The sequence below is a fragment of the Nocardia miyunensis NBRC 108239 genome (genome assembly GCF_001613065.1).
GTDB lineage: Bacteria > Actinomycetota > Actinomycetes > Mycobacteriales > Mycobacteriaceae > Nocardia > Nocardia miyunensis.
In genome coordinates, this window is record NZ_BDBQ01000070.1 from 58,540 (window position 1) to 83,159 (window position 24,620).

Sequence of the window (24,620 nt, forward strand, 5' to 3'; positions counted from 1 at the left end):
GCCGGGTGAGTGCCCGCTGGCATGCCTTGATGCCGACGTCGCCCGGCCCGGCCGATCACAGCCCGCCACGCCACTCACTTCAGATGACACGGTCCTGCTCCGTCAACGATCTGGCGCCAACTCGCAATGCGCCCGGCACGACACCCGCGCAATCGATTCGCACACACCCCCACTGACCAGCCTGTATGTGAGTAATCAGCCGACGGACACTCGCACGGTGACAAACATCGGGTTCGAGCTGGGCGTGACGAACGGCGGTCCGGATCTCCAGGGTCGCCGCTGCCGAGGTCGCATTCGGCTGGCACCTCTCACTGCTGCCGATGGGCAGGCGACTCGTATCATCGCGCACTGCGGGAACCTGACGCCATCAATGTGTTTTTCCTTGTCTCGAGAGAACCGCGAGGTTTTGTCAGCCATTGGTCCCCAGGTCGGGGGGCGGGCGTGAGAGACGGGTAACCGGTTAGGTCACCGGGGAGATTTCAACTTCCGGTCGGGCGATTGACCAGTCCGATCAGGGCCGGTCACGCTGGCTCCCATGTCACCGCCGACCCGGTCCGGATTGCGTACCGCCGCGGGATGCCGACCCTCGACCGGCCCCGTCCCGGCTGTCGGCCGACGTGCCCGGTTCGCGACCGGCTGTCCACGACAGCAACTGCGCACGGGTGTCGGAGCGGCTGCCGGAAGTGGTGTGCGGCCGAGTCGCGAGGTAGTCGTGGACCCGGTGAGTGCGTTGATGCTCGGCGGCTCGGTCGTCGGCGCGAGCGCAAGCGGGTAGATCGATGTCGATCGCATTCGAATCCGACGGCAAGATGTTGTCGAATGCGCGCTTGTTTCTGCGGGGCGTCGGTGTGCTGGCGGTGATCGCGATCGCCTTGGCCGCAGTGTTGGCCAAGTTCGAGGGCGTGTTCGAGCACAGTGTGCGGGTGACCGCCGAGCTGGTCGATGTCGGGGATGGTCTGCCGCCGAAGGCGGATGTGAAGTACCGCGGTGTGCTGGTCGGCCGCGTTGGATCGGTGAGTGCCCCGGTCGGCGGCGGCTCGAACATGGTGTGGATCGACCTGGATCCCGGGTATGTGTCCGCGATACCGGATACGGTGACCGCACGAGTGGTACCCAGCAACGCGTTCGCGGTGCCGTCGGTGCAGTTGGTCTACAACGGTCCCGGCGCCCCGTTGAGTGCGGGGGCGCATATCGGCCAGGATCGCAGCTTGGCGACGGTGCAGTTGCAGACCTCGTTGACGGCGCTGGCCCGGATCGCGGGCGCGGCGGGGCGGTCCGGATCGGATCCCGCGCTGGGAATCCTGGCGGTTGTCGAGCGCGCGACCTCGGGGGAGGAAACGGAGGCCCTACAGGCCGGCGCGAATCTGTCTCGCATCGCTCGAACACTCAATGCTCAGATGGCGCCTGACGGAACCGGTTCCACGCTCGATGCGTTGTCGCGGGCGCTCACGGGTCTGCGGGCGTCGTCACCGGATCTGCTCGGCGCGGTGCACAACGCGATCGGCCCGATGCAGGTGCTGGCCGAGCGCAAGGACCAGCTGAGGGCTCTGCTGAGCGGTGGGTTGACCACGTCGTCCACGGTGGCCACGGCGTTGGACGACAACACCACGAAGATCACCGGTATCACCGCGAATATTTCCCCGGCATTGGCGGTAATCGCCGATGGCAGTAGCCATTTCACCCAGATGGAGCTGTCGCTGCAGAGGCTGGTCGGGCCCTTCGCCGGTGCCTGGGATCCCAAGACGCAGAACCTTACGGCCAAGGCGATCATCGAATTGACGCCACACCGGCAGTACACGCGCGCGGATTGCCCGCGGTACGGGGCGCTGGCCGGGCCCAGCTGCGCGACCGCACCGGCCGGTGCGCCCAAGATCATCGGGCCGCAGGCGGGTGCCTCGTCGGAAGATCTGAGCCTGATCGGCGGGAACGTCGGCCAGGTCGGCAGCAGCCAGGAACAGCAGAAGATCGCCGCACTTCTCGGAGGTGTCCCCAATCCGGCCGCGGACCTGCTGTTCGGCCCGCTGCTGCGTGGCTCCGACGCGACTGTCGTCCCCGCACCGGGCGCACCTGTCCCCGCGGCCCCGGGCGGCCCGACACCGAAGGAGGTGCCGCGGTGAGTTATCGCAAACCCTTGGCATGGCTGATCGTGTTCCTGGCGGCCTGCGTGGCGGCGACGTGGACGATATATGTCACGCTCGCACGCAGTGTCAGCGGGCAGACCGACACGTATTCGGCGATTTTCACCGACGTGTCGGGTCTGCACGCCGGTGACGACGTGCGCATGGCGGGCGTGCGAGTGGGCCGGGTCACCACGGTCGACCTCGACGGGATCCACGCGAAGGTGACTTTCGCGATCCAGCACCGGCAAAAGGTGTACGGGAATACCGCGGCCTCGATCACCTACCAGAACCTCATCGGGCAGCGGTATGTCGGACTGTCACTGCGTGCGTTCGGCGACCCGCGCGTAGTGCGGCCCGGCGGGCAGATCCCCCTGGCTCATACCGAGCCCTCGTTCGATATCTCCAAGCTGCTCAACGGTTTCGAACCACTGTTCAGCACGCTGGATCCGCGGCAGGTCGACAACATCAGCAACGCACTGGTGCGGGCGTTGCAGGGCGACAACGGCGCGATCACCACCCTGATCACCGAAACCGCCTCGCTGACACAGGCATTCGCGGGTCCCGATCAGATACTCGGCCAGGTCATCACCAACCTCAGCGCGGTGCTGGCCGAGCTGGCGCAGCAGAGCGGCAACCTGGCCACGGTCATGCAGCAGACCCGCAGAATCTTCGACGGCTTGGCCCAGAACCGCGACGCGTTGTTCGGGCAGGTCGAATCGCTGTCCGGGGTACTGGGACGGGCCTCGCAGACCGTGGCGGGCGCCGCGCCGGCGATGAACCAGTTCCTCGACCGCCGGCCCGGATTCGCCCAGCACTTCATCGACAACCAGCGCAAGTTCGCCTACCTCGGATACAACCTGCCGCTGCTGATGAAATCCCTGGCCCGCATCACCGACAACGGCGCGTATCTCAACGCGTACGTGTGCAACGTGACCGCGAGCATCATTCCCGGCATGGACCCGCTGATCGCCACCATTCTCGGCGCCACAACACCGAGTCATCGGCCCGAATACTCCCCGATCTGCAGGTAGAGGAACCAGACGATGATCACACGATGGACACGGGGCTGGCGGCGGATGCGCGCGCGTCCGCTTGCCGAGCACAGCAAGGCCGGTATCGGCATGGTCGCGGTGACGGCGCTGGCCGTCGTGACCGGTGTCACCGTCTTCGTCCATTCGCTGCACGCTGGACAGGACGAATACCAGGCGGACTTCGCCCAGGCCGCCGGGGTCGAAGCGGGCAACGCGGTCACCCTCGCCGGTATCGAGGTCGGCACGGTCACCGGAACTCGCCTGGCCACCGATCACGTGGTGGTGACGATGAAACTGCGCCACGGGCTGCCGCTGGGCACCGGAACCCACGCGGCGATCAAACTCACCACGCTGCTGGGCTCCCGTTATGTCGAGCTGCAACCCGCGGGCGCGGGCCATCTGGCCGGCAATCGGATCCCGCTGGCCGGCACCCAGGTGCCCTATGACCTGCAAAGCGCCTTGCAGGACGCCACTACCACCTTCGGCTCGATCGACGCGGACCGGATCGCGCAGACGATGACCGCGCTCAGTGACCAGTTACAGGGAACCCCTGCCGCGATTCCCCAGGTGCTGACGAACATGCGGTCCCTGGCCACGATCATCGCCGATCGCCGCAACCAGATCGGCGCATTGCTGACCAGCACCGATCAGGTGACCACGACGCTGCGCAACCAGCAGGGCGAATTGGGTGCCATGATCGGCCAGGGGCGAAATGTCCTGCAGCAGATCATCTCCCGGCAACACGCGATAGAGAGGCTGCTGAGTGCCACCACCACCCTGGTGCATCAGCTCGAACCGATCGCCGCGGGCGATCAACCCGAGATCCAGCAGTTGCTGGACAACCTGACCACGATGACCTCGATGCTCGCCGGACGCGACGACCTGCTGCGCAATATCCTGCAGATCCTGCCGGTGCCGTGGCGGCTGTTCGCCAATGCCCTGGGCAATGGCCAGGAACTGGTCGGCAACGGCCCCGACGGCGCCTTCATCGACTCGTTCATGTGTGCGCTGAGCGCATATGCGAAACAACTCAACCGGGCTCCCTACTTCAAGGACTGCAAATGAGAGCGGTTGTCCGTGCACTGAAGCTGGCCCTGGTCACCGCCGCGGTCGTGCTGGCCGCCGAATGTTCCAGCGCACCAGTGGGCGCACTCACCAGCACATCGAACACGATCACCGCCCAGTTCCAAAGCACGAACGGCCTGTACGTCGGCAACTCGGTCTCGGTGCTGGGCATGCGGATCGGCAAGGTCGTGGCCATCCACCCCCACGCGACGTATTCCGACGTGACCTTGAATGTCGACAAGTGGGTCAAGATCCCGCGCAACGCGCAGGCGGTCACCGTGTCGACCTCGGTTCTGACCGACCGGCACATCGAACTGACGCCCGCCTACCGCGACGGCCCGACCCTGCCCGACCAGTCCGTCATCAGCCTCGACCACACCCGCACCCCGGTGGAATTCGACAGCCTGATGGCGATGGCGGACAAACTGTCCAAAGCGCTGGGCGCCCCAGGCCAGGGCACCGGACCGGTGGCCGGGCTCCTGGATACCGGATCCCAGATCGCCGCCGGTAACGGCAACAACCTGCGCCAGGCGATGAGCGAGTTGTCCCGCGCGCTGCAACTGGGCCCCGACAACGGCGCCGCGACCCGCCAGGCCATCACCACCGTCACCGGGAATCTCGACGCCCTCACCGCCGCCGCGGCCCACAATGACCAAGCGCTGCGCGAATTCGGTTCCGGCATAGGCACACTCAGCGAGATCCTCGCCGATCAGAATCTGGGCGCGGGCAGTACCGGCGCCCAGCTCAACCAGATCATCATCGCGGTGACCGATCTGCTGCAACGCAACCGCGGCAACCTGCAACATCTCACGACCAATGCGAACACACTCACGACGTCGCTGGCGGACTACAACGACAACATCGCCGAGTTTCTGGACACCTTCCCCCTGGTCGCCGACAACGCCTACAACGCCATCGATCAGAAGATCGGCGCTCTGCGCGCCACCATCAGCCTCGACAGATTCTTCCTGGACGGTCAGATGCTCAAGGAAGCCTGCAATCTGCTGGCCCTGAAAGACCTCGGCTGCGCCACCGGTACCCCCCGCGACATGGGACCGGATTTCGGTATCGGCCACATGCTCTCGGCGATCGCCGGAGTACCCCCGAAATAACAGCGACACCGAGGAGAGGACGAGGATGCGACGACGAGTGCCACCACGCCGACGCTTGTGCGCTGTGGCCGCCGCGGTGACCGTCTCGACCACGGCATGGGCCGCCGGCGGCTGCTCGGCCAGCCTGGACACACTGCCGCTACCGGCGCCGTCGGTGGGCAGCGACAGCTACTCGCTCACGGCCACCTTCGACAACGCGCTGAATCTGCCGGTCAAGGCGAAGGTCCGGCTCGACGGCGCCGATGTCGGTGAGGTCGCCTCGATGCAGGCCGACAACTACACCGCGGTGATATCGATGCGCATCGAATCCGGTGTGCGGATACCGGCGGGCAGCACCGCCGAACTCCGCTCGGCCACCCCGCTGGGCGACGTATTCGTCCAGCTGGCCCCGCCCGCGCACCCGAACCCGGCCGCCCCCGACCTCGGCGACGGGGCGAACATCCCGTTGCCGTCGACCTCGGCCGCGGCCACGATCGAGGAATTGCTCACCCGGGCCTCGCTGCTCGTCAGCGGCGGCGCGATCGAGAACCTGACTCGGCTGGCCAACAACCTCGGCCGAGCCGTCGGCGGGCGCGGCGACCGCCTCGCCGACATGATCCAGCAGACAACACAACTGGTGAACAACCTCGCCGCCCGCAGCAACAGCATCCGCGATGTGCTGGCCACCACCGCGAACCTCAGCGCCACCTTGGCCGCGCAACGCCCCGGCCTCGGCGACGCGGTCGCCGCGGCTGGGCCCGCGCTGCAGGTGATCGGCGAGAACACCCAGAACATCGTCGACCTCATCGGACAGGTCAACCGGATCTCCCAGCAGCTGTCACATTTCCCCTCGGTCAACGGCACCAACGACGGCAGCCTGATCAGTTCGGTGAACAAACTCGCCGCCGGCCTGAACACCGCCGCGACCAACCCGAACGTCGACCTCAACGGCCTCAACAGCATCCTGCCGATCATCGTGAAAGTCACCGACGCCTCCTCGGCCCATGTCGATGTCGATGTCGCCAAACTCGCCCTCGGCGCGGCACCCGACCCGAACACCCCCGCCGACCCCGGCGCCAAGACCCCCGACCTCACCGACTGGGTGAACTTCGTCGGATCCCTCGAATACACCCTCGACCGCGTCAACGACCACATCAGGACGCACCGATGACTACCCGCGGCCTCGTGCACACCCTGCTCGAGCCACCCGCACGAGCGATAGTGGCCACCGTCCACGTCCTGGCCCGCCACCGGCTGCTCACCTCGGTGCTCGGGCTGGCACTGGTCCTGGCCCTCGGCACCGGATACCTGGTCGTGGGCTCGCTGCAGATCAACCCGCTCCGATCGCAGTATCAGGTCCGGGTCGAACTGGCCGAGTCCGGTGGCCTGCTGGCCGGCCAGGACGTCGCCCTGCGCGGAATGCCGGTGGGCCGCGTGCAATCGGTACACCTCGAGCCCGACAAGATCGTCGCGATCGTCACCATCGACTCCGATATCCACATCCCCGCCAACGGCGATGTCCGAGTCACCTCACTGTCCGCGGCCGGGGAACAATTCCTGGACTTCCTGCCCACCGCAGAGCATGGCCCCTATCTGTCCAATGGCTCGGTGATCGCCCCCGAGCACACCGCGACCCCGATCCCGATGGCCACCGTGCTCGGCGACGCCAGCGGCACCCTCGATCAGATCGACCCGGCCAAGATCGCCACCATCGTCCACCAGATCGGCGCCGGCCCCGCCGGACCGGACAAACTCGCCGGCATCCTCAACGGCGGCATGTTCCTGCTCACCACCCTGGGATCGGTCCTGCCGCAGACGACCACCCTGCTGAACAACAGCAAGACCGTGCTGACCACACTCGGCAACGCCGCACCCACACTGGAATCGACCGCGGCCAACCTGAACCGCACGACAGCCGGAATCGCCTCGATGACCGGTGGCTACCGCAGCCTGGTCGGCACCGCACCGTCCACCCTCACTGGGATCGATAACGTCATCGCCGACAACTCGGCGAGCATGGTGAAGATCCTGGCCAACCTCACCGTCACCGCCCGGATGACGCACGGGCACGCGCCCGCACTCCAGGAATTCTTCTTCCCCCAGCAACGCACCGGCTCGGTCCTGGATGCCATCAGAACCGGATTCCACGACGGCGGAATCTGGGCCCTGGTCAGCATCTACCCACGCTATGCCTGCGACTACAACCTGCCACGAGCCGCAGGAAGCGCCCCCGATTCCCCCGAGCCCTACCTCAACGCCCGCTGTGACAACCACAACCCTTCCGTACTGGTCCGCGGCGCGGACAACGCACCCCGCCCACCCGACGACCACACCGCCACCACACCTCCCGGCGCCGACCCCCGGCAAAAAGCCGACCCCACCCCGACCGGACCACTCACCATCCCCACCCCCTACGGCGGACCATATGTTCCGAAAATCAGTGTGCCCCAACGGTGATCAACAACCGCGATCGGCACCCCGCACCACACCGAAGTACGCAGGGCACACCCAGTTCATGCCAGCAGATCATTCTCCGCCGGCGAAGGCCGGTCCGAGGAAGTTCTTCAGCATCTGATACTCCACGTCGGGATCCTTCACCGGCCAGCACCACAATGCCAGGACCACCCGCAACAACCATTGCGCCGCAACCGAATCGGCATGCGGGCCACCGATCATCTCCTCGGCCAGATGTTCCACGACCGCCGACTCGGTCACCCACTCACCGTCACGCCCGTTGCGGATCGAACCGATCACCATCGGCCCCAACGGATGAGACCGGATCCGCTGCAATGCCACCACAACGGCAGTGACCACCCGATCCGGCCCCTCGAGCGTCCGGATATTCTCCCGCACGAGATCGACGATGCGAGCCGAGATGATGCCGATCACCGCCTCGCGAATGGCGCCCTTGCCACCCGCGTGCCGATAAATGGTCGCCGGTGAGCAGTGGATCTTACTGGCCAGCGCCTCGATCGTGAACGCGTCCACCCCATCGCGGGCAATCAATTCCGCTGCCGCAGCGTAGATCCGGTCGGACGCCTCGGCCTGACGGTTACGCCCGATCAACCAGTCCCTCGACGGCACAGCACCACATCCTTGATAAAAAGTCTCCGACTCTCCTCACCGTGAGGAATATTATCGGACAATTCTCACGCACAGGGATGTTTCGTGACAGCCCAATCGGGAAGTTTCCGGCATGGGGCTGACCGAGAACCGCCCTGGCGCCGCGGTCCGGTCTATCGTTCGCCTATGCTGACCTGCCGTTTCGCGATCCGGGCGCAGAGACGATAGACTCGCACAGCCGAACGGTACGCCGCCTTAGCTCAGTCGGTAGAGCGCTTCACTCGTAATGAAAAGGTCGGGGGTTCGATTCCCCCAGGCGGCTCCATTTTCCCTGGTAGGGCCCAGTTCGAGGGATGCCGTCGATTTCGGGCGGCAGAAGTCCCGATAACCCCGACTGATTCGCTCTGCCTCCTGGTCGCGGCCCCGCTGACAGAGCGCTCCAGCTCGTCGGCGGCAGCACGGGGTTCCCACCCACGGCCATGTAGCACCGTTGAGTCATGAGCCGGGGGCAACATGCATCCAGGCGCGCTGGACAGGTCCGATAGCAGCCCTGATAGGAACCCACATGCCGATTGAGCACGAAGCCAAGGTCCTCGATATCGACCCCGATGTCACCGAACGCCGCATCATCGACGAGGGAGGGCGCAAACTCGGTCGGCGGTTCATGCGCCGCTACGTCTACGACATCGCCGCCGGTGACCGGTCCAAGTGGATCAGACTGCGCGACAACGGGAACGGCACCACACTCGCCGTCAAACACATCACCAGCGACGCCATCGACGGCACCCACGAGGTAGAGGTGAGCGTCGACGACTTCGCCGCCACCAACGAGTTGCTCGGGATCATGGGCTTCACGGCCAAGTCGTACCAGGAAACCGAGCGGGTCAGCTTCACTCTCGACGGCGCACAACTCGAAATCGACACCTGGCCCCGGATCCCGGCCTACCTGGAGATCGAAGCCGCCACGAAAGAGGACGTCATCCGGGTCGCCGCACAGCTCGGCTACGCCGAATCCGACCTCACCGGCGAGAACACGATCAAGATCTACGCACGCCACGGCATCGACCTCGACACCGTTCGAGAGCTTCGCTTCTGAGCAACTCTCCGTCCACCAGCCACGTGGGGCCGAACCTGCAGAGCCCCGCGTCCAGGATTCGGTCTCTCGAAAACGGGTCTGTTGCTCGCGGCAGCTCTGTACCGTGCCGAATTCGGCTGCCCGCCCCGGGAACCCACTTACGGAAGTGCGTCGCAGATCAGGCGGTATACCGAACAGTCTCGCGAATCCGTCGAGCCGCAGGCCTGGAACGCATCGACAGCCTCGGCATTCATCCAGTTCGTATCGGATCCGTACGTTTGCGGCGCGGCACACTCAACTCCTTTCACGAGGCGAGATGAGTACTGATGACGACTGCCCAGATCGCAGCCCTGTCCCGAAGGCGATCGCGTTCACGAATGAAGTCGGTCGACACGGGGAGGGGCGCAACAGCGACTCGTGCGCAGTACCTCGCGAAGAATCAGCTCAAAGATCCGTTTGCCGGAGAATGAAAGTTCGGTAGGCGAGCCAGATGATGAACGCCTGGTGGTCGAGCGGTACGGCCGCTGGCAGGTAGAGCCACTGGCGGTGGATGAAGATGGCGGTGAACCAGCCGCCGCCGAGTGGATTGCCGTGTTCGGTGACGGTGTAGCGGTCGCCTTCGGCCTGCGTCATCTGGTAGCGGCGGTCCGCTGCCTGGATTTTCCAGGAGTACCGCGCCAGGTGGGTGGTCGTCGCCGTCATCGTCGGTGGGTCCGATGGCGGAGTGAACCGTCCGGTGTCGACGAGGCCGGGATAGGCGCGGATGTCGATGTTCGAGTGATCGCGGAAAGTCATTGTTGCCGTGGACAATTCAGCGTAGGCGCGATGGCCCCGTTGCCGGAGAACGCCGACTGGCCGGTCGTCGTGAGTCAGTTCCATACGCCGCCACTTGGCACGCGCTACCAGCATGCGCCGACGATAACGCGTCGGCGTTGTCGGTGGCACGCCAATTTCAGGTCCCCGTTGTGCAGGCGAATCCCGATTCCGAAAGACCCGCGCCGACGATCAGTGCGTCGACATGCCACGTCATCGAGGTATCCGTTCCGCGCGATTCCACTCGGACGACCGTGGCGTGGCGACCATCCCCTGGGTGAGGACGACAGGTCGGGGCGCGTCCCCGCCGAGACGTTCACCGGCCGAGCAAGCCGACACACGGCCATGAGCACCTCGACGAACGTGGCAAACAGGGGACGTCCGCTGGCATGCGGATTCGATGCACGTTACATTTCTGCGAGATAACGAAGGGAGATACGGTGCGCAGTCGGCGCATGCTCATCGCGGCCGCGGCGATACTCGGCGCGATCGTGTCATCGAACTCCCCTGCGGTACAGGCCGATCCGATCGGCACCGCGAATTCGCAGGTAGCGCCGGTGGCCGGTGCGACGATCGATCAGTTCCGCGACGCCTTCGTCCAGCGCGACCGATCTTCGCTCACCGTGGCCGGTCACCCGTTCCGATTCTCCGGCGCGAACGTCGACGACATATTCACCACGGCCCGAGAGATGGGCGCGACCGTTCTTCGAGCGCAGACCCTCGGCGATACGATCGGCTGCCCGTCCTGCCTGGAACCCGCACTGGGACAATTCAATCCGGCCGCCTTCGCGCATATGGACAAGGTCGTGGCCGCGGCACGCGCGCACGGGGTCGAACTGATCGGCGAATTCTCCGGCGACGCCAACGGAGCACCCGCACCGAATCAGAACTCCCCGACCGCCGACAGCCACGACCGGTACTGCACGTGGCGGCATCGACCGGACTGCGGGCAGGCGTTCTTCACCGATCCGGCCATCATCGGCGACTACCAGCGGCATATGAAAGCCGTACTGGAGCACGTGAATCCGCTGACCGGCCTGGCCTACAAGGACGACCCGACATTCGTCGGCTGGGTCGACGGCAACAATCTCGACCTGGCCGACGGAGCACCGACACCGGTTGCCGAAAGTTGGCTGCGCACCGTCTCGGATTACTTCCGCTCGATCTCCGCGCCTGCGGGGCCCGACTGCCGCCGAGATGGCCGCCAACGGTGAAAGATTCCGGCAGACCCGCTGGCGATTCGGCCGCTAGGGAGTCCCGCCCACGCCACCGGCGACGGACTCGACCCTGCTCCGGCTGGACCGCGAGCGATCGCCGAGACCGAAGCCCCGCCGCGCCCGCGGCCACACGTAGCAAATCGGAGTGAAGGAAATCCATGTCCCGGTTCAAGATTCGGTGTGCCGCGCTGCTCGCCGGTATATCCGCGGCGCTGTCCCTGACCGGGCCCGCGACGGCCGCACCCGCCCCGAACGGCGGGCTGACGCTGCGATCCGACATAGCGATCACCGCGCGCCTGCACGAGTTGGTGTTCACCACCCCCGACCTGGACGCGCCAACCTACGTCAGAGTTCTACTGCCGCAGGGATATTCGTCCGCTCGACGCTATCCGGTACTGATGCTGCTCGAAGGCTGCTGCAATGCCGCACCGCAGGCCCGCGACTGGACCGACCCGGCCAAGGGCAATGCCGAGGCGATCGTCGGCAGCGCACCGGTGATCGTCGTCATGCCCGACTCCGGCAAGGGCGGGTTCTACAGCGACTGGTACAACAACGGCCACGGCGGTAATCCACGCTGGGAGAGCTACCATATCGGTCAGTTGCTGCCCTGGGTCGACGCGCACTACAGCACCGTGGCCGGACGGCGCGGGCACGCGGTCGCCGGTTACTCCATGGGCGGATTCGGCGCGATGAGCTATGCCGCCCGGCATCCGGACCGATTCGTCTCCGCCGCATCGTTTTCCGGTGCCCTGGACTCCAACGATCCGCGGGCCGTCAGCACCGACGAGATGCTGGCCTACCTGGACAATCCCGTCCCGGGAAGCCTCTGGGGTCCACGCTCGACCCAGGAAATCCGTTGGCGCGCACACAATCCGTGGGATCTGGCCGCGAATCTGCGCGGGATGCACCTCGAGCTGTACACCGGCAACGGCAATCCGGGACCGTCCAACAAGACGTACGACGCCACCGAGGGAAAGGACGTCCATCCGCAGAGCGTCAGCATGCACAACCGGCTGAATTCCCTCGGTGTCGCGCATGAATGGCACGACTACGGCGGCGGTTCACACACCTGGTCGTACTGGCGACGCGATCTGACCCAGTACCTCCCCGGCCTCATGGCCACCTTCGCCCATCCGCCCGCGCAGCCCGAACCGTTCACCTTCACCGCCGCCGAACCGCGCTTCGACGCCTACGGATACCAGGTCACCGTGCACCGCAACAGCCTCGCGTTCGCCACCCTCAGCGGCGTCACCCGCAACGGATTCACCTTGAACGCAACAACTTCCGCGACGGTCGCCACGGCACCGCGCTACCGTGCCGGGGGCGCCTACCAGCTCACCATCACCACCCCGCACGGAAAGACGGCCCAAACGCTGCACGCCACCCGCGACGGCCGGCTCACCGTCACCGTTCCTCTCGGCGCCCTCACCACCAACCAACCGGACATCGACGCCGTCATCGACCGACAGTCGCAATCCGCCATCGTCACCATCGCCGAACGCGTTTGACCGACCCGCGTGCTGTCCGAGTACGGGCAGCACGCCACATTCACACCCCAGCGGCTCGATCGCCTGACCCCATAACCGACGCCATCCCATCACCTCGAACCGGTGTCAGGCACCACCCGTGCGGCGACAGCCGTACAACCCCGCATGCGCAACAGCGCGCACAATCACATCCGGCCAAACCCGTCGTACCCGTGATCAGATGGTTCGAGATCCCGAACAGCGCGCGGAGGGTGATCGCGGGCTTCGACATCAAAGCCGTTCACGGCGTCCCGCACAACTCCGCCTCGGTCAGCCTGTCAGTGCTGTACCGACACAGCTCGAGCCGGTAGCACACCGCAGACGAGCCGCACTCCCTACCTCTGCGACCGTCACCCTGCCGCTTTACCCACCCGCGACACAACACCATTCACGAGCCGCCCACGGTGGACAAGCAGGCAGGAGCGATGAGAAGAATGCCAGTAGCCGACGCTCGGGACACGAAAAATCAACTCCTCCAAGCTATTACGCCCTCCGACCCGATCCGGCAGTCCGCCCGGCGGCGGATCAGCGGGTGCGGGCGGCGATGAGAGTAGCGACCATGGCGGCCACCGCGAAACGGGGTTTGACGTTGGTGTCGAGCGCCTCGCGACAGTGCAGGACGGCTTCTATCGAGCGGAGCAGGCCCTCGGGGGGAACCTCGGTGGCCAGCTCGCGGATCTCGTCGCTGAGATCGGGGTGGGTGAGAGTGACCGAGCGGGCAGGGCCGGTCATGCGGACGGCGAGGGCGTCGCGGTAGAAACCGGCGACGTCGATCAGGGCCCGGTCCAGCGAGTCGCGGCTGGTTCGGGTGGCGCGGGATTTCTGGCGGCGTTCGAGATCCTTGAGCACACCGGCCGAGCCGCGGGTCGCGGAGGCGGTGCCCTTGCCGGTGCCGCCCGCGCCGAGGGCGGTCGCGAGCTCCTCACGTTCGCGTTCGTCGCGGGTGGCGCTGACCTGCTTGGCCTCCTCCTCCGCGGATTTGACCAGTTCGTCGGCGGCCGTGTAGGCGACGGCAGGACGGGCCGTGGCCGCAACCAGGGCCAGGGCCCGCTTGCGGCGACTTCTGGCCTCCGTGTCGGTGGCCAGGCGACGCGCCCGCCCGACGTGACCGCCGCTGATCGAGGCCGCCCACTCCGCGGTCTCGGCGTCCAGACCGTCGCGCTCGCGCAGGACCTGGGCGATCGAGGCGACCGAAGGGGTGACCAGATGCATATGGCGACAGCGCGAACGCAGCGTCACCGAGATGTCCTCCGGATCCACCGACGGCGCGCACAGCAGGAACACGGTGCGTTCCGGCGGCTCCTCGACCACCTTGAGCAGCACGTTTCCGGCGGCCTCGGTCAATCTGTCGGCATCCTCGACAAGCACCACCTGCCAGCGCCCGGTACTGGGCCTGCGGGAGGCCACCTGCACGATCTCGCGCATCTCCTTGGTGCCGATGCTCAAGCCTTCGGGAATCACCCGGCGCACATCGCCGTGCGTGCCCGCCATGGTGGTGGTGCAGGCGTGGCAGTGCCCGCAGCCGGGCGCACCCGGATCGGTGCATTGCAGGGCCGCCGCGAAACACAGTGCCGCAACCGATCTGCCGGAACCGGGCGGCCCGGTGAACAACCACGAATGCGTCATCGCCGACGACGAGACCCCGCTGCGCGCGGCGACCGCGGCAGCGGTCAATTCGGACTCGACCGCATCCTGGCCGACCAGCCGATCGAAGACACCCGCCACGGCATACACCCTAGCGGCCGCCACCGACACCTTTCCCGGTCCACCCCGCGCCCTCAGGCCTTGCGCTGATAGGTGGAGTTCGCCCCGTCCAGCGCCTCCCGGATGATGTCGGCGTGGCCGCTGTGCTGGGCGATCTCCCGGAAACGTGCAGCAGCGTGAAACGCACTGTCCACCAGACACGTTCGGGAACCCACGGCGAGGTCGGCGTGGGAATCGAGACGTCCAGACCGTCCACCGCACGGATCACCCGAGAGGTGTTGTCCGCCACCACATCCCACTCCTTCAGCAAACCCTCGACGGTCTCCTCGGGAGCCATCCGGTACTCCGAATCGAACTGCGACACATCGAGTTTCGCATTCTCGTCACGTTCGACGACGACGGCCACCCACTGCCGTTCACAGTTGACCAGATGGTGCAGCAGCCCGCCCAGGGTCAATTCGCTGACGGTGCTGCGCTCGCGCGCCTGCGCATCATCGATGCCGCGCAACGTGATCCGGAACAGCTCACGCTGTTCGGCCAGCAGCGTGATCAGATTTTCCCGTTCCGCCTGATCGCGGCGCTCGGTCGAGAGTGCGGTCATCGGATGTCCCTCCGCTGAAGCGTGCTCGGATGGCGACACGGTACGGCAGGACACCGACAGAAAACAGATGATTCGCGGTACCGCCGCGAACCCGTCGGAGCGAAGCGGAGACCGAAGATACAGCTACGACTTGGCCGCGGTGGTCTTGCGTGCGGTGGTTTTCGCGGCCGTGGTCTTCTTGGCCGCGGTCTTCTTCGCGGTCGTCTTCTCCGCGGTGGCCGTGGTCTTCTTCGCCGCGGTCTTCTTCGCGGGAGTCTTCTTGGCCGGCGCCTTCTTGGCCGTCTTCTTCGCGGCCTTCTTCACCGGGGCCTTGGCCCGGCGATCGGCGAGCAGTTCCGAGGCGCGGTCGTCGGTGATCGACTCGACCTCGTCGCCCTTGCGCAGGCTGGCGTTGGTCTCGCCGTCGGTAACGTACGGCCCGAACCGGCCGTCCTTGATCACCATCGGCTTACCGGTGGTCGAATCGTTACCGAGCTCGCGCAGCGGCGCGGCGCTCGCGGCCTGCCGACCCCGGCGCTTGGGCTCGGAATAGATCTTCAGCGCCTCCTCGAGCGTCACCGAGAAGATCTGATCCTCGCTGGTCAGCGACCGCGAATCGGTGCCCTTCTTCAGATACGGGCCGTAACGCCCATTCTGCGCGGTGATCTCGTCACCGGATTCGGGATCCTTGCCGACCACCCGTGGCAGCGACAGCAGCAACAGCGCGTCGTCGAGGGTGATCGTGGACAGATCCATCGACTTGAACAGCGATCCGGTGCGCGGCTTGGGGCCGCTGGCCTTCTTCGCGCCCTTCTTGGGCTCGCCGTCGTCCTCGGGCTCGGGCAGGATCTCTGTCACATAAGGGCCGAAACGTCCCTCTTTGGCCACGATCCGATGACCCGTCTCGGGATCGACGCCCAGCGACCGTCCCTCCTGCGGGGTCGAGAACAACTTCTCGGCCACCTCGGGGGTCAGCTCGTCCGGCGGCAGGTCGTCGGGCAGATTGGCGCGCTGCGACACCGGATCCCCATCGGGGTCGTCCGGATTGACCACCATGCGCTCGAGATACGGCCCGAACCGCCCGACCCGGACCACCACATCGCGGTCCTGGTCGTCGGCGAACAGCTTGATCGAGTTGACCGAGCGAGCATCGATATCGTCGAGCTGCCCGCCGACCATCTTCTTCAGGCCGCCGGTGCGCGCGATCGAGTCCTCGGCACCGTGATCGCCGCCGAAATAGAAGCTGGACAACCAGTTTCCGCGCTGCTCGCGCCCACCGGCGATGGCGTCGAGGTCGTCCTCCATGGCAGCGGTGAAGTCGAAATCGACCAGTCTGCCGAAATACGCCTCCAACAGCCCGATCACGGCGAAGGCCACCCATGAGGGCACGAGCGCGTTACCGCGCTTGTAGACGTATCCGCGATCGAGGATGGTCTTGATGATCGAGGCGTAGGTCGACGGGCGGCCGATGCCCAATTCCTCGAGCGCCTTGACCAGCGACGCCTCGTTGTAGCGCGGCGGCGGATTGGTCGTGTGGCCCTCGGGAGTCAGCTCCGCAGCGGCGACCTCCTGTCCCTCGGCCAGGGCGGGGAGCCGGGATTCGGCGTCGTCGGACTGGCTGCCCGAATCCTCGTCGACGCTCTCCACATAAGCCTTGAGGAAACCCGCGAAGGTGATCGTGCGACCCGACGCGGAGAAAACGCACGGAATGCGGCCCTCGTCCAGCCCGGCGTGGCCGGTGATCCGGACGGTCAGCGTGGTACCGCGCGCATCGGCCATCTGCGAGGCGACCGTGCGCTGCCAGATCAGCTCGTACAGCCGGAACTCGTCGTGGTCCAGCCGCGCGTGCAGCTGACCGGGCGTGGCGAAGGTGTCGCCCGACGGGCGGATCGCCTCGTGCGCCTCCTGCGCGTTCTTGACCTTGCGGGTGTACTGACGCGGCGTCGGGTGGACGAATTCCGACCCGTACAGCTGCGTGGCCTGCGCCCGCGCGGCGGCGATCGCCGACTCCGACAACGTGGTCGAGTCGGTGCGCATATAGGTGATGTAGCCGTTTTCGTAGAGCCGCTGGGCGACCCGCATCGTGCGCTCGGAGGTGAACCGCAACTTGCGCGCGGCCTCCTGCTGCAACGTAGAGGTCATGAACGGCGCGTACGGCCGACGCGTATAGGGCTTCGACTCGACCGAGGTCACCTGGAAATCGGCGCCGTCCAGGGACGCGGCGAGCCGACGGGCATACGCCTCGTCCAGCACCGTGACGCCGCTGGCGGTCTTGAGCTGCCCGTCCGAACCGAAATCACGGCCGCCCGCGACGCGCGAACCGGCCACGGTGACCAGGCGAGCGCCGAAGGTCCGCGGGTTTGCGGCATCGCTCTCGCCCCCGCCGGCATCGAATTTCGCGGCGATATCCCAGTACTCCGCCGAACGGAACGCCATGCGCTCGCGTTCGCGCTGCACGACGATGCGAGTCGCCACGGACTGCACCCGGCCCGCCGACAACCGCGGCATGACCTTCTTCCACAGCACCGGGCTGACCTCGTAGCCGTACAGCCGGTCCAGGATTCGCCTGGTTTCCTGGGCGTCGACCAGGTCGTTGTCCAGATCCCGGGTGTCGGCCGCGGCCGCGCGGATGGCGGGTTCGGTGATCTCGTGGAACACCATGCGTCGTACCGGCACCTTGGGCTTGAGTGTCTCGAGCAGATGCCAGGCGATCGCCTCGCCCTCACGGTCGGGGTCGGTGGCGAGATAGAGTTCGTCGGCGTCCTTGAGCAGGTTCTTCAGCTCGGAGACCTTGGCCTTCTTATCCGGGCTGACCACGTAGATGGGCTCGAAGTCGTGGTCGACGTCGACGCCCAGGCGCGCCCAGGCCTGACCTTTGTATTTGGCGGGCACGTCCGCCGCACCCCGCGGCAGGTCCCGGATGTGGCCGACGGACGCCTCCACGACGTATCCACGGCCGAGGTACGGGGCGATCTTACGAGCCTTCGTCGGTGACTCGACGATGACGAGACGACGCACCTGGCTGCCCGCATCGGACCCTGCCTCGGAGTTCGGCGTTGCACCGCGGTCTCGTGTTGCCACCGGCGAACACACCTTTCCTGTCGACCCGCGCGGCGCGGGGAGGCGCTGCGCGCGGCTGGGGCAAGCTGAGGGAACCGATGTCCCCTGCCAGAGACGTTTATACCCTGTTCATCTGCTGTACCGGAGGTACGGCAGGTCCGCAGCACCTCTGGTACGGCGAGTTGAAAGCCCCGTTTTGCGGTCGAGTGTACTTGCCCGGAATATGACTCGTCCCCCACCGCCGTGGGGCGGTGAGGGACGAGCTTTCCGTTTGAGTAAGTTCGCGTGCTCAGCTGAGCGCACGAACTCCGGTGGCCTGCGGGCCCTTGGTGCCCTGGCCAACCTCGAATTCGACCTTCTGGTTCTCCTCGAGGGTGCGGAAGCCCGAACCCTGGATCTCGGAGTAGTGGACGAAGACGTCAGCGGAGCCGTCCTCGGGCGCGATGAAGCCGAACCCCTTCTCCGCGTTGAACCACTTCACAGTTCCCTGTGCCATTCTGTTCCTTCTCTTTCCATACCGGAACGGCGGACAAGGTAGGTTCGTCCACCGGGTCCGTTCCGACCGTTGTACTCTGTTCCCCCTGCAGGAAGCACCAAGCACACCGTTCGCAACATCGATCCTGCTGATGGTTTGGACCTTTGATCCGTTCCCTCGAACACAGAAGCTTGCGACCAGGAACCAGTGAACCATGTCTTCGAGCAATTCGACAGTCGGGTTACCGACAATTTGCAAAAAAGATGATCTTGCGAATGCGCAGGTAAGGCGCACAATGCCCAAATCCGTACTCGAGGTAGGTTTGCTTCCGGATAACCGGGAGAGCGTCATGCAAACGCGCTGTGACGCAGATCGCTGCTCGGTAGTGAAAACGCTGGCGGGCCTCGCACGACACACAGCTTTCGCACAATTCGTCTGTGTCGAGGTCTCGACTTGCTAGAACCGGCCCACGTGACGACGAACGCAATGCCGGGAACCGGCGCGAGCTATGGGCGATCGTTGCTCAATCGTGTCCGAACCGGACTACCCGACAATTCCGATCGTCTCACCCATGTCACGGAGTTGGCGGCGCGTGCGGCGCAGGTCACGGCCTGGCCGGGCTGGGTATCACCGGACGTGATCGAAGCGTTACGGAATTCTGGCGTCGAGGCGCCCTGGTCGCATCAGACCCGCACCGCCGATCTGGCCGCCGCCGGAAAACATGTAGTGGTCTGCACCGGAACCGCGTCCGGCAAATCCCTCGGCTATCAACTGCCGGTACTCACCGCATTGCGGGAGGATCCGCGGGCGACGGCGCTGTATATCTCGCCGACCAAGGCTCTCGGGGCGGACCAGCTGCGCGCGATCGGTGAACTCACCCACGAGGGGCCGCTGCGCGACACCCATCCCGCGCCCTATGACGGCGACACCTCCGCCGAGATCCGGCAGTGGGTGCGGGCCAATGGGCGGTGGATCTTCACCAACCCGGACATGCTGCATCTGAGTGTGCTGCGCTCGCATCAGCGGTGGGCGCGGGTGCTGCGTCGGCTGCGTTATGTGGTGGTCGACGAATGCCATGCCTATCGGGGCGTATTCGGCTCGCACGTCGCGCTCGTGCTGCGGCGGTTGCGCAGGCTGGCCGCACATTACGGGGCCGATCCCGTGTTCGTCCTGTGCTCGGCCACCACCGCGGATCCGGCCGCGGCCGCGTCGCGACTGATCGGCGCACCGTGCGAGGCCGTCACCGAGGACGGGTCGCCGCAGGGCGCGCGCACGGTCGCACTGTGGGAACCGGCGCTGCTCACCGCGGTGACCGGCGAGAACGGCGCACCGGTGCGGCGACCGGCCACCGCCGAGGCGGCGCGGATCATGACCGATCTGGTGGTCGAGGGCGCACGCACGCTGACCTTCGTGCGCTCTCGGCGGGCCGCGGAGGTCGTGGCCATGGAAACGCGCCGCATGCTGGCCGAGGTCGATCCGGAACTCGGTCGCCGGGTGGCCGCCTACCGGGCCGGATATCTGGCCGAGGACCGGCGCGAATTGGAGGCCGCGCTGGCCGACGGCTCCCTGCTGGGGGCCGCGACCACGACCGCGCTCGAGCTCGGGGTGGATATCGCCGGGCTCGACGCCGTGGTCGTCGCGGGATTCCCGGGGACGGTGGCCTCGTTCTGGCAGCAGGCCGGGCGCGCCGGGCGACGTGCGCAGGGCTCGCTGGTGATGCTGGTCGCGCGGGACGATCCGCTGGACACCTACCTGGTCCGGAACCCGCAAGCGCTGCTGGGACGTCCGATCGAGGCGACGATCACCGATCCGCGAAACCCATATGTCCTCGGGCCGCATCTGCTGTGCGCGGCGATGGAGAATCCGCTGACCGATGCCGAGGTCACGGAGTTCGGCGCGACCGATCTGATCGCCGACCTGGCCGATCAGGGCCTCGTGCGGCGGCGGCAACCGGCGAAGGGCCCGGCTCGCTGGCATATGACCGCCGCCTCGCGGCCGCACGACGAGGTCGACGTGCGCGGCGGTATCGGCACGACGGTGGCCATCGTCGACGAGGAGACCGGACGTCTGCTCGGCACCACGGATGCGGGCCGGGCCCCGGCCACCCTGCATCCCGGCGCGGTGCACCTGCATCAGGGCGAGACCTATGTGGTGAACGAGCTGGATCTCGACGGCGGTGTGGCCTTCGTCCACGCCGATCAGCCCGGCTGGACGACCAGCGCCCGCGCGGTCACGTCCATCGCGATCGACGAGATCGACGCCGAACGTGCGCACGGCGCGGTGACCACGGCCCTGGCGCAGGTGCGGGTGAGCCGGCAGGTGGTCGGCTACCTGCGCACACTTCCCACCGGTGAGGTGCTCGACCTGGTGGGACTGGACCTGCCGGAGCAGACGCTGCCGACCCGGGCCGTGCTGTACACCGTGACACCCGGGCTGCTGGCCCGCGCCGGAATCGATCCGCGACGTGCGCCCGGTGCGCTACATGCCGCCGAACATGCCGCGATCGGGATGCTGCCCCTGGTGGCCAGTTGCGACCGCTGGGATATCGGCGGGGTGTCCACGGCCGAACATCCCGACACCGGGCTGCCCACCGTCTTCGTTCACGACGGGCACCCCGGCGGTGCGGGCTTCGCCGAGCGCGGCTTCCACCGGCTGCGCACCTGGCTGCGGGCCACCCTGGCGGTGATCGAGTCGTGCGGCTGTCCGAGCGGCTGTCCATCGTGTGTACAGTCACCCAAGTGCGGCAACGGCAATCAGCCGCTGGACAAGGCGGGCGCCGCGGCCCTGCTGACCGCGGTGGTCGCCGAACTTCCCGATGATGACGACGCCTGGCCCGTCTCGTGACGAGGTGGTCATCGGGGTGATGCCGGACCGCGACTCGAAGTCAACTCGGACGATGCCCGCGATGCGGTCGCCGTCACATGCGTCGGTCTCGCCACATGACCGATGTGAAACGCGATCATGTTAACTGACTCTTTGCGGATTCCTATAAGAATCTGAAGTGGAATGCTGTCAATGACACCTCATCAATCAATTGAAAATCAACGGATCGAAATTGTTCACATGTCCAAAAAGCTCCTCTAACACATAGGGCCGAACACAGATCCCCAACTCTTGCGCATTCTTTGAAGACCAACCGCTCGGTATTCATTTATCGTGTTCCTCCACCGGACCCGCTCGCGCGACGGCCCGGACATCCGGTGTACCGAGCGGCCCCAGCGATGCGGTGACCTCGGCGACCACCGTGACGTCCCACCCGACGACCGTGCAGGATCGCACCCGGACCCGCATCCGCTGCCCGAGATCGCGGGCCCGAGCGCAGGCATCGGTCTCGGCGGTCAACGCACCGGCTGCCGCCAGGGCACCGAGATCCGCTACGGCCTGAACCCGATGTCGCGCCACGATGACCACGCCGACCTGCACGAACAACAGCGTCGCGGCGAGCAGGGCGGTCAGGGCCAGGCAGGCCGTCACGGTGGCCGCGCCGCGCTCGGCCCGCGGGGACGTCATCCGTACTCACCCGGTTCCCGGACCGCGACCGCGTCGGCGCGCAGTCTGAGCATCGGCAGCAACGGCACCCGCACCGAGACCACGGCGACCACCTGATCACCGTCGGCGCGGAGGGACACCTCCGCACCGGGCGGCGCCACCCGCAGCGCCGCCGGTCTCGCCTCGGCGTCCGCACCGCGCGCCGCCAGTCGCGCCGCCTCTCGCGCGGCGTCGACACAGCGCACCTGTGCCGCGGCGGCCAGCAGCGTGCCCAGGCACAGCACGACCACAATGAGGAGGGCGGCCAACGCGATGGCCGCCTCCACCGTCACCGCGCCCCGTTCGCCGGGCCCGCACCGCGGAACCGTCGCGGCCGTGCGTACCCCCTGTGCGCGGCCACGTCTCACACCGAGGTGTTGAGCGCTTTGTCGATGATCTTCGTCAGGGCGTTCACGATGGAATCGCCCGTCACCACCGAGTAGAGCACCGCCCCGAAGGCCGCGGCGGCCACGGTGCCGATCGCATATTCCGCGGTGCTCATCCCATCCTCGGCGACCAACGCCCGCAGCAGGCGCGCACGCAACTCCAGTACTGCCGATCGAACTGCCACCCGCACCGATCTCCCCTTTCTCTGTCACCGGCACGGGCATTCCGCGCCGGAGGTCTCGTGTGTTCCCGGACGACCAGCTCCGCCGTGGGCGCTCGATCGGCTGACCTGGCCTACTCACAGCCCGCCCCCCAGCACGCGGGTGGCCAGGCCGATGACGACCGGCACGATGCCGAGGCAGACGAAGGCGGGCAGGAAGCACAGGCCCAGCGGTCCGCCGATCAACACCCCGGCTCGCTCCGCGCGGGCCGCGGCGGCGTCCTCCACGGCAGCACGGCACTGCCCGGCCAGCTCGCTCACCGCATCCGCCAGACACGCACCCGATCGGGCCGAACGCGCCGCCAGCCTGGCCAACGCCTGAATATCGGTGGATCCGGCCTCCTGGGCGGCGCGCCGCCACGCGTCGGGCTGATCCGCTCCCAGCGCCAGCAGATCGGCCACCCGATGCAGGGCCGCACCGAGTTCCGGCGGAGCGGTCGAGCCCACCGCGCGAGCCGCGACGGCGACCGGAAGCCCCGCCCGCAGACAGGCAGCCAACAAGTCGAACGCCGAAGCCGTCCCGAACCGATCCGTCCCACCGCCAGGCGCACGCCGTCGCGAAACCTGCTGTGCCCCAACGAGTAACGCCCGTCTCCGCACCGCCACCGCCGCGGCGTCGCCGGGCACGCAGACCAGCGCGACCACCAACAACAGCAGCCCGCAGACAACCATCACCCCTCCCCTCGCGTCGTATCCGAAAGCGCCACAACACAAGTCCCCGCCCTTCCCCCCTTCGACAATCCGTAGCGCCACCCACCGGCCCGAGACGATCGATGCGCCGCGACCACCGCCCGGCGGGCCGGTCGACCACCGCCATAGCACCCTTGGACTCGCCGATCGAAATCGAAGGCGCCTGTGCGGCTCGCAGGCGATCGAACGCATCCGTCCCGTAAACAACGCCCTTCGGTACCGAACTCCACCTCTGGACGCCTGCCCCCCGACCGCATGTCCCACCGCTCGCGCCCCGACCACGTGCGTGCACAGCAAGCCCTGGATAGGTACGCCCTACCTCCCGGCTTCGTCGGAACTCACCGACCCGGCTTGCAGCAGCCCACGCCCGAATCACCTGAACGCCAACGCAACCGAACAGTCGCGCCCCCGCCCTACTACCGGCGAGCAACAGCCCCCGCAACAGCGCATCCCGATCTTGCTCACATCCATCCACAGCCGGCCCAGCACAGTCGTCAGCCGCGCCCGAACACCGCCCGAATTCGGCGCTACCCAGCGCTTCCCACTGGTTCGGTTGGACGCCGAAGCCACCGCGCACATGCCGCGACTCCCCAGGCCCACACCGCGGGTTGTGCACGGACCCCGCGCCACGATGAGATCCGCACGCACGTTGTACTGCTCCAGCAACGACAGACAACACACCGCGGAAAGCACCTGCACCACAATCACATTCGCCAGATCCGGATCCCGCGCAAACCTGAGCCGCGCACCGGCCCAATCGACGATCGGCCCGACCGCACGTGTCTGCACACAGCCGAACCACCTGGCGAGCACAGCAACTGGACGAGCCTCGCACTACCCGGCCGACATTGGACAGCCCATGCCACGAAACACCTGCACCACGGACACATCCGGTCGCTGCGGACCCCGCACGAACCTGATCAGCCGCTTCGCACCGGTTCGGCCGGAGTGTGACTCGGCGACGTGTGTTCGCAT

At 66.7% G+C, this 24,620-nt stretch carries 19 protein-coding genes, 1 tRNA gene and 1 pseudogene; 11 read left to right on the forward strand and 10 right to left on the reverse strand.

The window, feature by feature from the left end; all coding sequences use genetic code 11:
* Nucleotides 1-779: 779 nt before the first annotated feature.
* Genes NM2_RS29440 through NM2_RS29465 form a run of 6 tightly spaced genes read left to right on the forward strand, consistent with a single transcriptional unit; the run spans nt 780 to nt 7,764 of the window.
* Nucleotides 780-2,117, forward strand: coding sequence for an MlaD family protein (locus tag NM2_RS29440; protein ID WP_067675377.1), 1,338 nt, complete (start codon nt 780-782; stop codon nt 2,115-2,117).
* Nucleotides 2,114-3,151, forward strand: coding sequence for an MCE family protein (locus tag NM2_RS29445; RefSeq protein WP_067675380.1), 1,038 nt, complete (start codon nt 2,114-2,116; stop codon nt 3,149-3,151). Before NM2_RS29440 ends, NM2_RS29445 begins: the two co-directional genes overlap by 4 nt.
* Before the next feature lie 12 nt (nt 3,152-3,163).
* Nucleotides 3,164-4,216: an MCE family protein gene (locus NM2_RS29450; RefSeq protein ID WP_084531675.1), complete on the forward strand. Its 1,053-nt coding sequence runs from the start codon at nt 3,164-3,166 to the stop codon at nt 4,214-4,216.
* Complete coding sequence (locus NM2_RS29455; RefSeq protein WP_067675386.1) at nt 4,213-5,328, forward strand: MCE family protein; 1,116 nt, start codon at nt 4,213-4,215, stop codon at nt 5,326-5,328. Before NM2_RS29450 ends, NM2_RS29455 begins: the two co-directional genes overlap by 4 nt.
* A 25-nt stretch (nt 5,329-5,353) precedes the next feature.
* Nucleotides 5,354-6,478, forward strand: coding sequence for an MCE family protein (locus NM2_RS29460; protein ID WP_067675389.1), 1,125 nt, complete (start codon nt 5,354-5,356; stop codon nt 6,476-6,478).
* Complete coding sequence (locus NM2_RS29465; RefSeq protein ID WP_067675392.1) at nt 6,475-7,764, forward strand: MlaD family protein; 1,290 nt, start codon at nt 6,475-6,477, stop codon at nt 7,762-7,764. Before NM2_RS29460 ends, NM2_RS29465 begins: the two co-directional genes overlap by 4 nt.
* Before the next feature lie 69 nt (nt 7,765-7,833).
* Here NM2_RS29465 and NM2_RS29470 read toward each other — a convergent pair whose 3' ends face one another.
* Complete coding sequence (locus NM2_RS29470) at nt 7,834-8,391, reverse strand: TetR/AcrR family transcriptional regulator (RefSeq protein ID WP_067675395.1); 558 nt, start codon at nt 8,389-8,391, stop codon at nt 7,834-7,836.
* A gap of 228 nt (nt 8,392-8,619) precedes the next feature.
* On the opposite strand from NM2_RS29470, the gene NM2_RS29475 reads away from it, so the two are divergent.
* A tRNA-Thr gene (locus tag NM2_RS29475) sits at nt 8,620-8,695 on the forward strand.
* A gap of 240 nt (nt 8,696-8,935) precedes the next feature.
* Nucleotides 8,936-9,466: a class IV adenylate cyclase gene (locus NM2_RS29480; protein WP_067675398.1), complete on the forward strand. Its 531-nt coding sequence runs from the start codon at nt 8,936-8,938 to the stop codon at nt 9,464-9,466.
* Between the two features lie 423 nt (nt 9,467-9,889).
* Here the strand turns inward: NM2_RS29480 and NM2_RS29485 are convergent, their stop codons facing one another.
* The gene (locus NM2_RS29485; protein ID WP_157121384.1) at nt 9,890-10,147 is read right to left on the reverse strand and encodes a hypothetical protein; all 258 of its coding nucleotides are present in this window, start codon (nt 10,145-10,147) and stop codon (nt 9,890-9,892) included.
* 551 nt (nt 10,148-10,698) lie between these two features.
* On the opposite strand from NM2_RS29485, the gene NM2_RS29490 reads away from it, so the two are divergent.
* Together NM2_RS29490 and NM2_RS29495 are read left to right on the forward strand one after the other, a co-directional pair.
* Nucleotides 10,699-11,472: a glycoside hydrolase 5 family protein gene (locus NM2_RS29490; protein WP_157121385.1), complete on the forward strand. Its 774-nt coding sequence runs from the start codon at nt 10,699-10,701 to the stop codon at nt 11,470-11,472.
* Nucleotides 11,473-11,633: 161 nt separating this feature from the next.
* Entirely contained in the window at nt 11,634-12,983 is a 1,350-nt protein-coding gene (locus NM2_RS29495; RefSeq protein WP_067675407.1) for an alpha/beta hydrolase, read from the forward strand.
* Nucleotides 12,984-13,526: 543 nt separating this feature from the next.
* Here NM2_RS29495 and NM2_RS29500 read toward each other — a convergent pair.
* The 4 genes and pseudogenes from NM2_RS29500 to NM2_RS29515 form a co-directional block, all read right to left on the reverse strand.
* Complete coding sequence (locus tag NM2_RS29500) at nt 13,527-14,726, reverse strand: DNA polymerase III subunit delta' (protein ID WP_067675452.1); 1,200 nt, start codon at nt 14,724-14,726, stop codon at nt 13,527-13,529.
* Nucleotides 14,727-14,779: 53 nt separating this feature from the next.
* Nucleotides 14,780-15,306 (reverse strand): annotated as a pseudogene (locus tag NM2_RS29505) (mycothiol transferase).
* Nucleotides 15,307-15,429: 123 nt separating this feature from the next.
* Nucleotides 15,430-18,366, reverse strand: a complete 2,937-nt coding sequence (gene topA / locus NM2_RS29510; RefSeq protein ID WP_084531676.1) for a type I DNA topoisomerase — start codon at nt 18,364-18,366, stop codon at nt 15,430-15,432.
* 268 nt (nt 18,367-18,634) lie between these two features.
* A complete protein-coding gene (locus NM2_RS29515) occupies nt 18,635-18,841 on the reverse strand; it encodes a cold-shock protein (protein WP_011206895.1) in 207 nt (68 codons plus the stop codon).
* Between the two features lie 465 nt (nt 18,842-19,306).
* Between NM2_RS29515 and NM2_RS29520 the strand changes: the two genes are divergently transcribed.
* Complete coding sequence (locus NM2_RS29520; protein ID WP_067675413.1) at nt 19,307-21,664, forward strand: DEAD/DEAH box helicase; 2,358 nt, start codon at nt 19,307-19,309, stop codon at nt 21,662-21,664.
* 303 nt (nt 21,665-21,967) lie between these two features.
* Here NM2_RS29520 and NM2_RS29525 read toward each other — a convergent pair whose 3' ends face one another.
* The 4 genes from NM2_RS29525 to NM2_RS29540 form a co-directional block, all read right to left on the reverse strand.
* Entirely contained in the window at nt 21,968-22,330 is a 363-nt protein-coding gene (locus NM2_RS29525; RefSeq protein ID WP_067675416.1) for an Rv3654c family TadE-like protein, read from the reverse strand.
* Nucleotides 22,327-22,641 carry a TadE family type IV pilus minor pilin gene (locus NM2_RS29530; RefSeq protein ID WP_067675419.1) on the reverse strand — a complete coding sequence of 105 codons (315 nt, stop codon included), beginning with the start codon at nt 22,639-22,641 and terminating at the stop codon, nt 22,327-22,329. Before NM2_RS29530 ends, NM2_RS29525 begins: the two co-directional genes overlap by 4 nt.
* A 71-nt stretch (nt 22,642-22,712) precedes the next feature.
* Nucleotides 22,713-22,919 (reverse strand): DUF4244 domain-containing protein, encoded by a 207-nt coding sequence (locus NM2_RS29535; protein WP_369690343.1) that lies wholly within the window; start codon nt 22,917-22,919, stop codon nt 22,713-22,715.
* Between the two features lie 114 nt (nt 22,920-23,033).
* Nucleotides 23,034-23,627: a type II secretion system F family protein gene (locus tag NM2_RS29540; protein WP_157121386.1), complete on the reverse strand. Its 594-nt coding sequence runs from the start codon at nt 23,625-23,627 to the stop codon at nt 23,034-23,036.
* Between the last annotated feature and the right edge of the window lie 993 nt (nt 23,628-24,620).

What these genes read in the sequence shown, in the direction of transcription:
- NM2_RS29440 (WP_067675377.1), top strand. Translation starts at nt 780, where the DNA reads ATGTCGATCGCATTCGAATCCGACGGCAAGATGTTGTCGAATGCGCGC.
- NM2_RS29540 (WP_157121386.1), bottom strand. Translation starts at nt 23,627, where the DNA reads ATGGTTGTCTGCGGGCTGCTGTTGTTGGTGGTCGCGCTGGTCTGCGTG.
- NM2_RS29515 (WP_011206895.1), bottom strand. Translation starts at nt 18,841, where the DNA reads ATGGCACAGGGAACTGTGAAGTGGTTCAACGCGGAGAAGGGGTTCGGC.
- NM2_RS29450 (WP_084531675.1), top strand. Translation starts at nt 3,164, where the DNA reads ATGATCACACGATGGACACGGGGCTGGCGGCGGATGCGCGCGCGTCCG.
- NM2_RS29465 (WP_067675392.1), top strand. Translation starts at nt 6,475, where the DNA reads ATGACTACCCGCGGCCTCGTGCACACCCTGCTCGAGCCACCCGCACGA.
- NM2_RS29495 (WP_067675407.1), top strand. Translation starts at nt 11,634, where the DNA reads ATGTCCCGGTTCAAGATTCGGTGTGCCGCGCTGCTCGCCGGTATATCC.
- NM2_RS29525 (WP_067675416.1), bottom strand. Translation starts at nt 22,330, where the DNA reads ATGACGTCCCCGCGGGCCGAGCGCGGCGCGGCCACCGTGACGGCCTGC.
- NM2_RS29480 (WP_067675398.1), top strand. Translation starts at nt 8,936, where the DNA reads ATGCCGATTGAGCACGAAGCCAAGGTCCTCGATATCGACCCCGATGTC.
- NM2_RS29460 (WP_067675389.1), top strand. Translation starts at nt 5,354, where the DNA reads ATGCGACGACGAGTGCCACCACGCCGACGCTTGTGCGCTGTGGCCGCC.
- NM2_RS29520 (WP_067675413.1), top strand. Translation starts at nt 19,307, where the DNA reads ATGCCGGGAACCGGCGCGAGCTATGGGCGATCGTTGCTCAATCGTGTC.
- NM2_RS29485 (WP_157121384.1), bottom strand. Translation starts at nt 10,147, where the DNA reads ATGACGGCGACGACCACCCACCTGGCGCGGTACTCCTGGAAAATCCAG.
- NM2_RS29455 (WP_067675386.1), top strand. Translation starts at nt 4,213, where the DNA reads ATGAGAGCGGTTGTCCGTGCACTGAAGCTGGCCCTGGTCACCGCCGCG.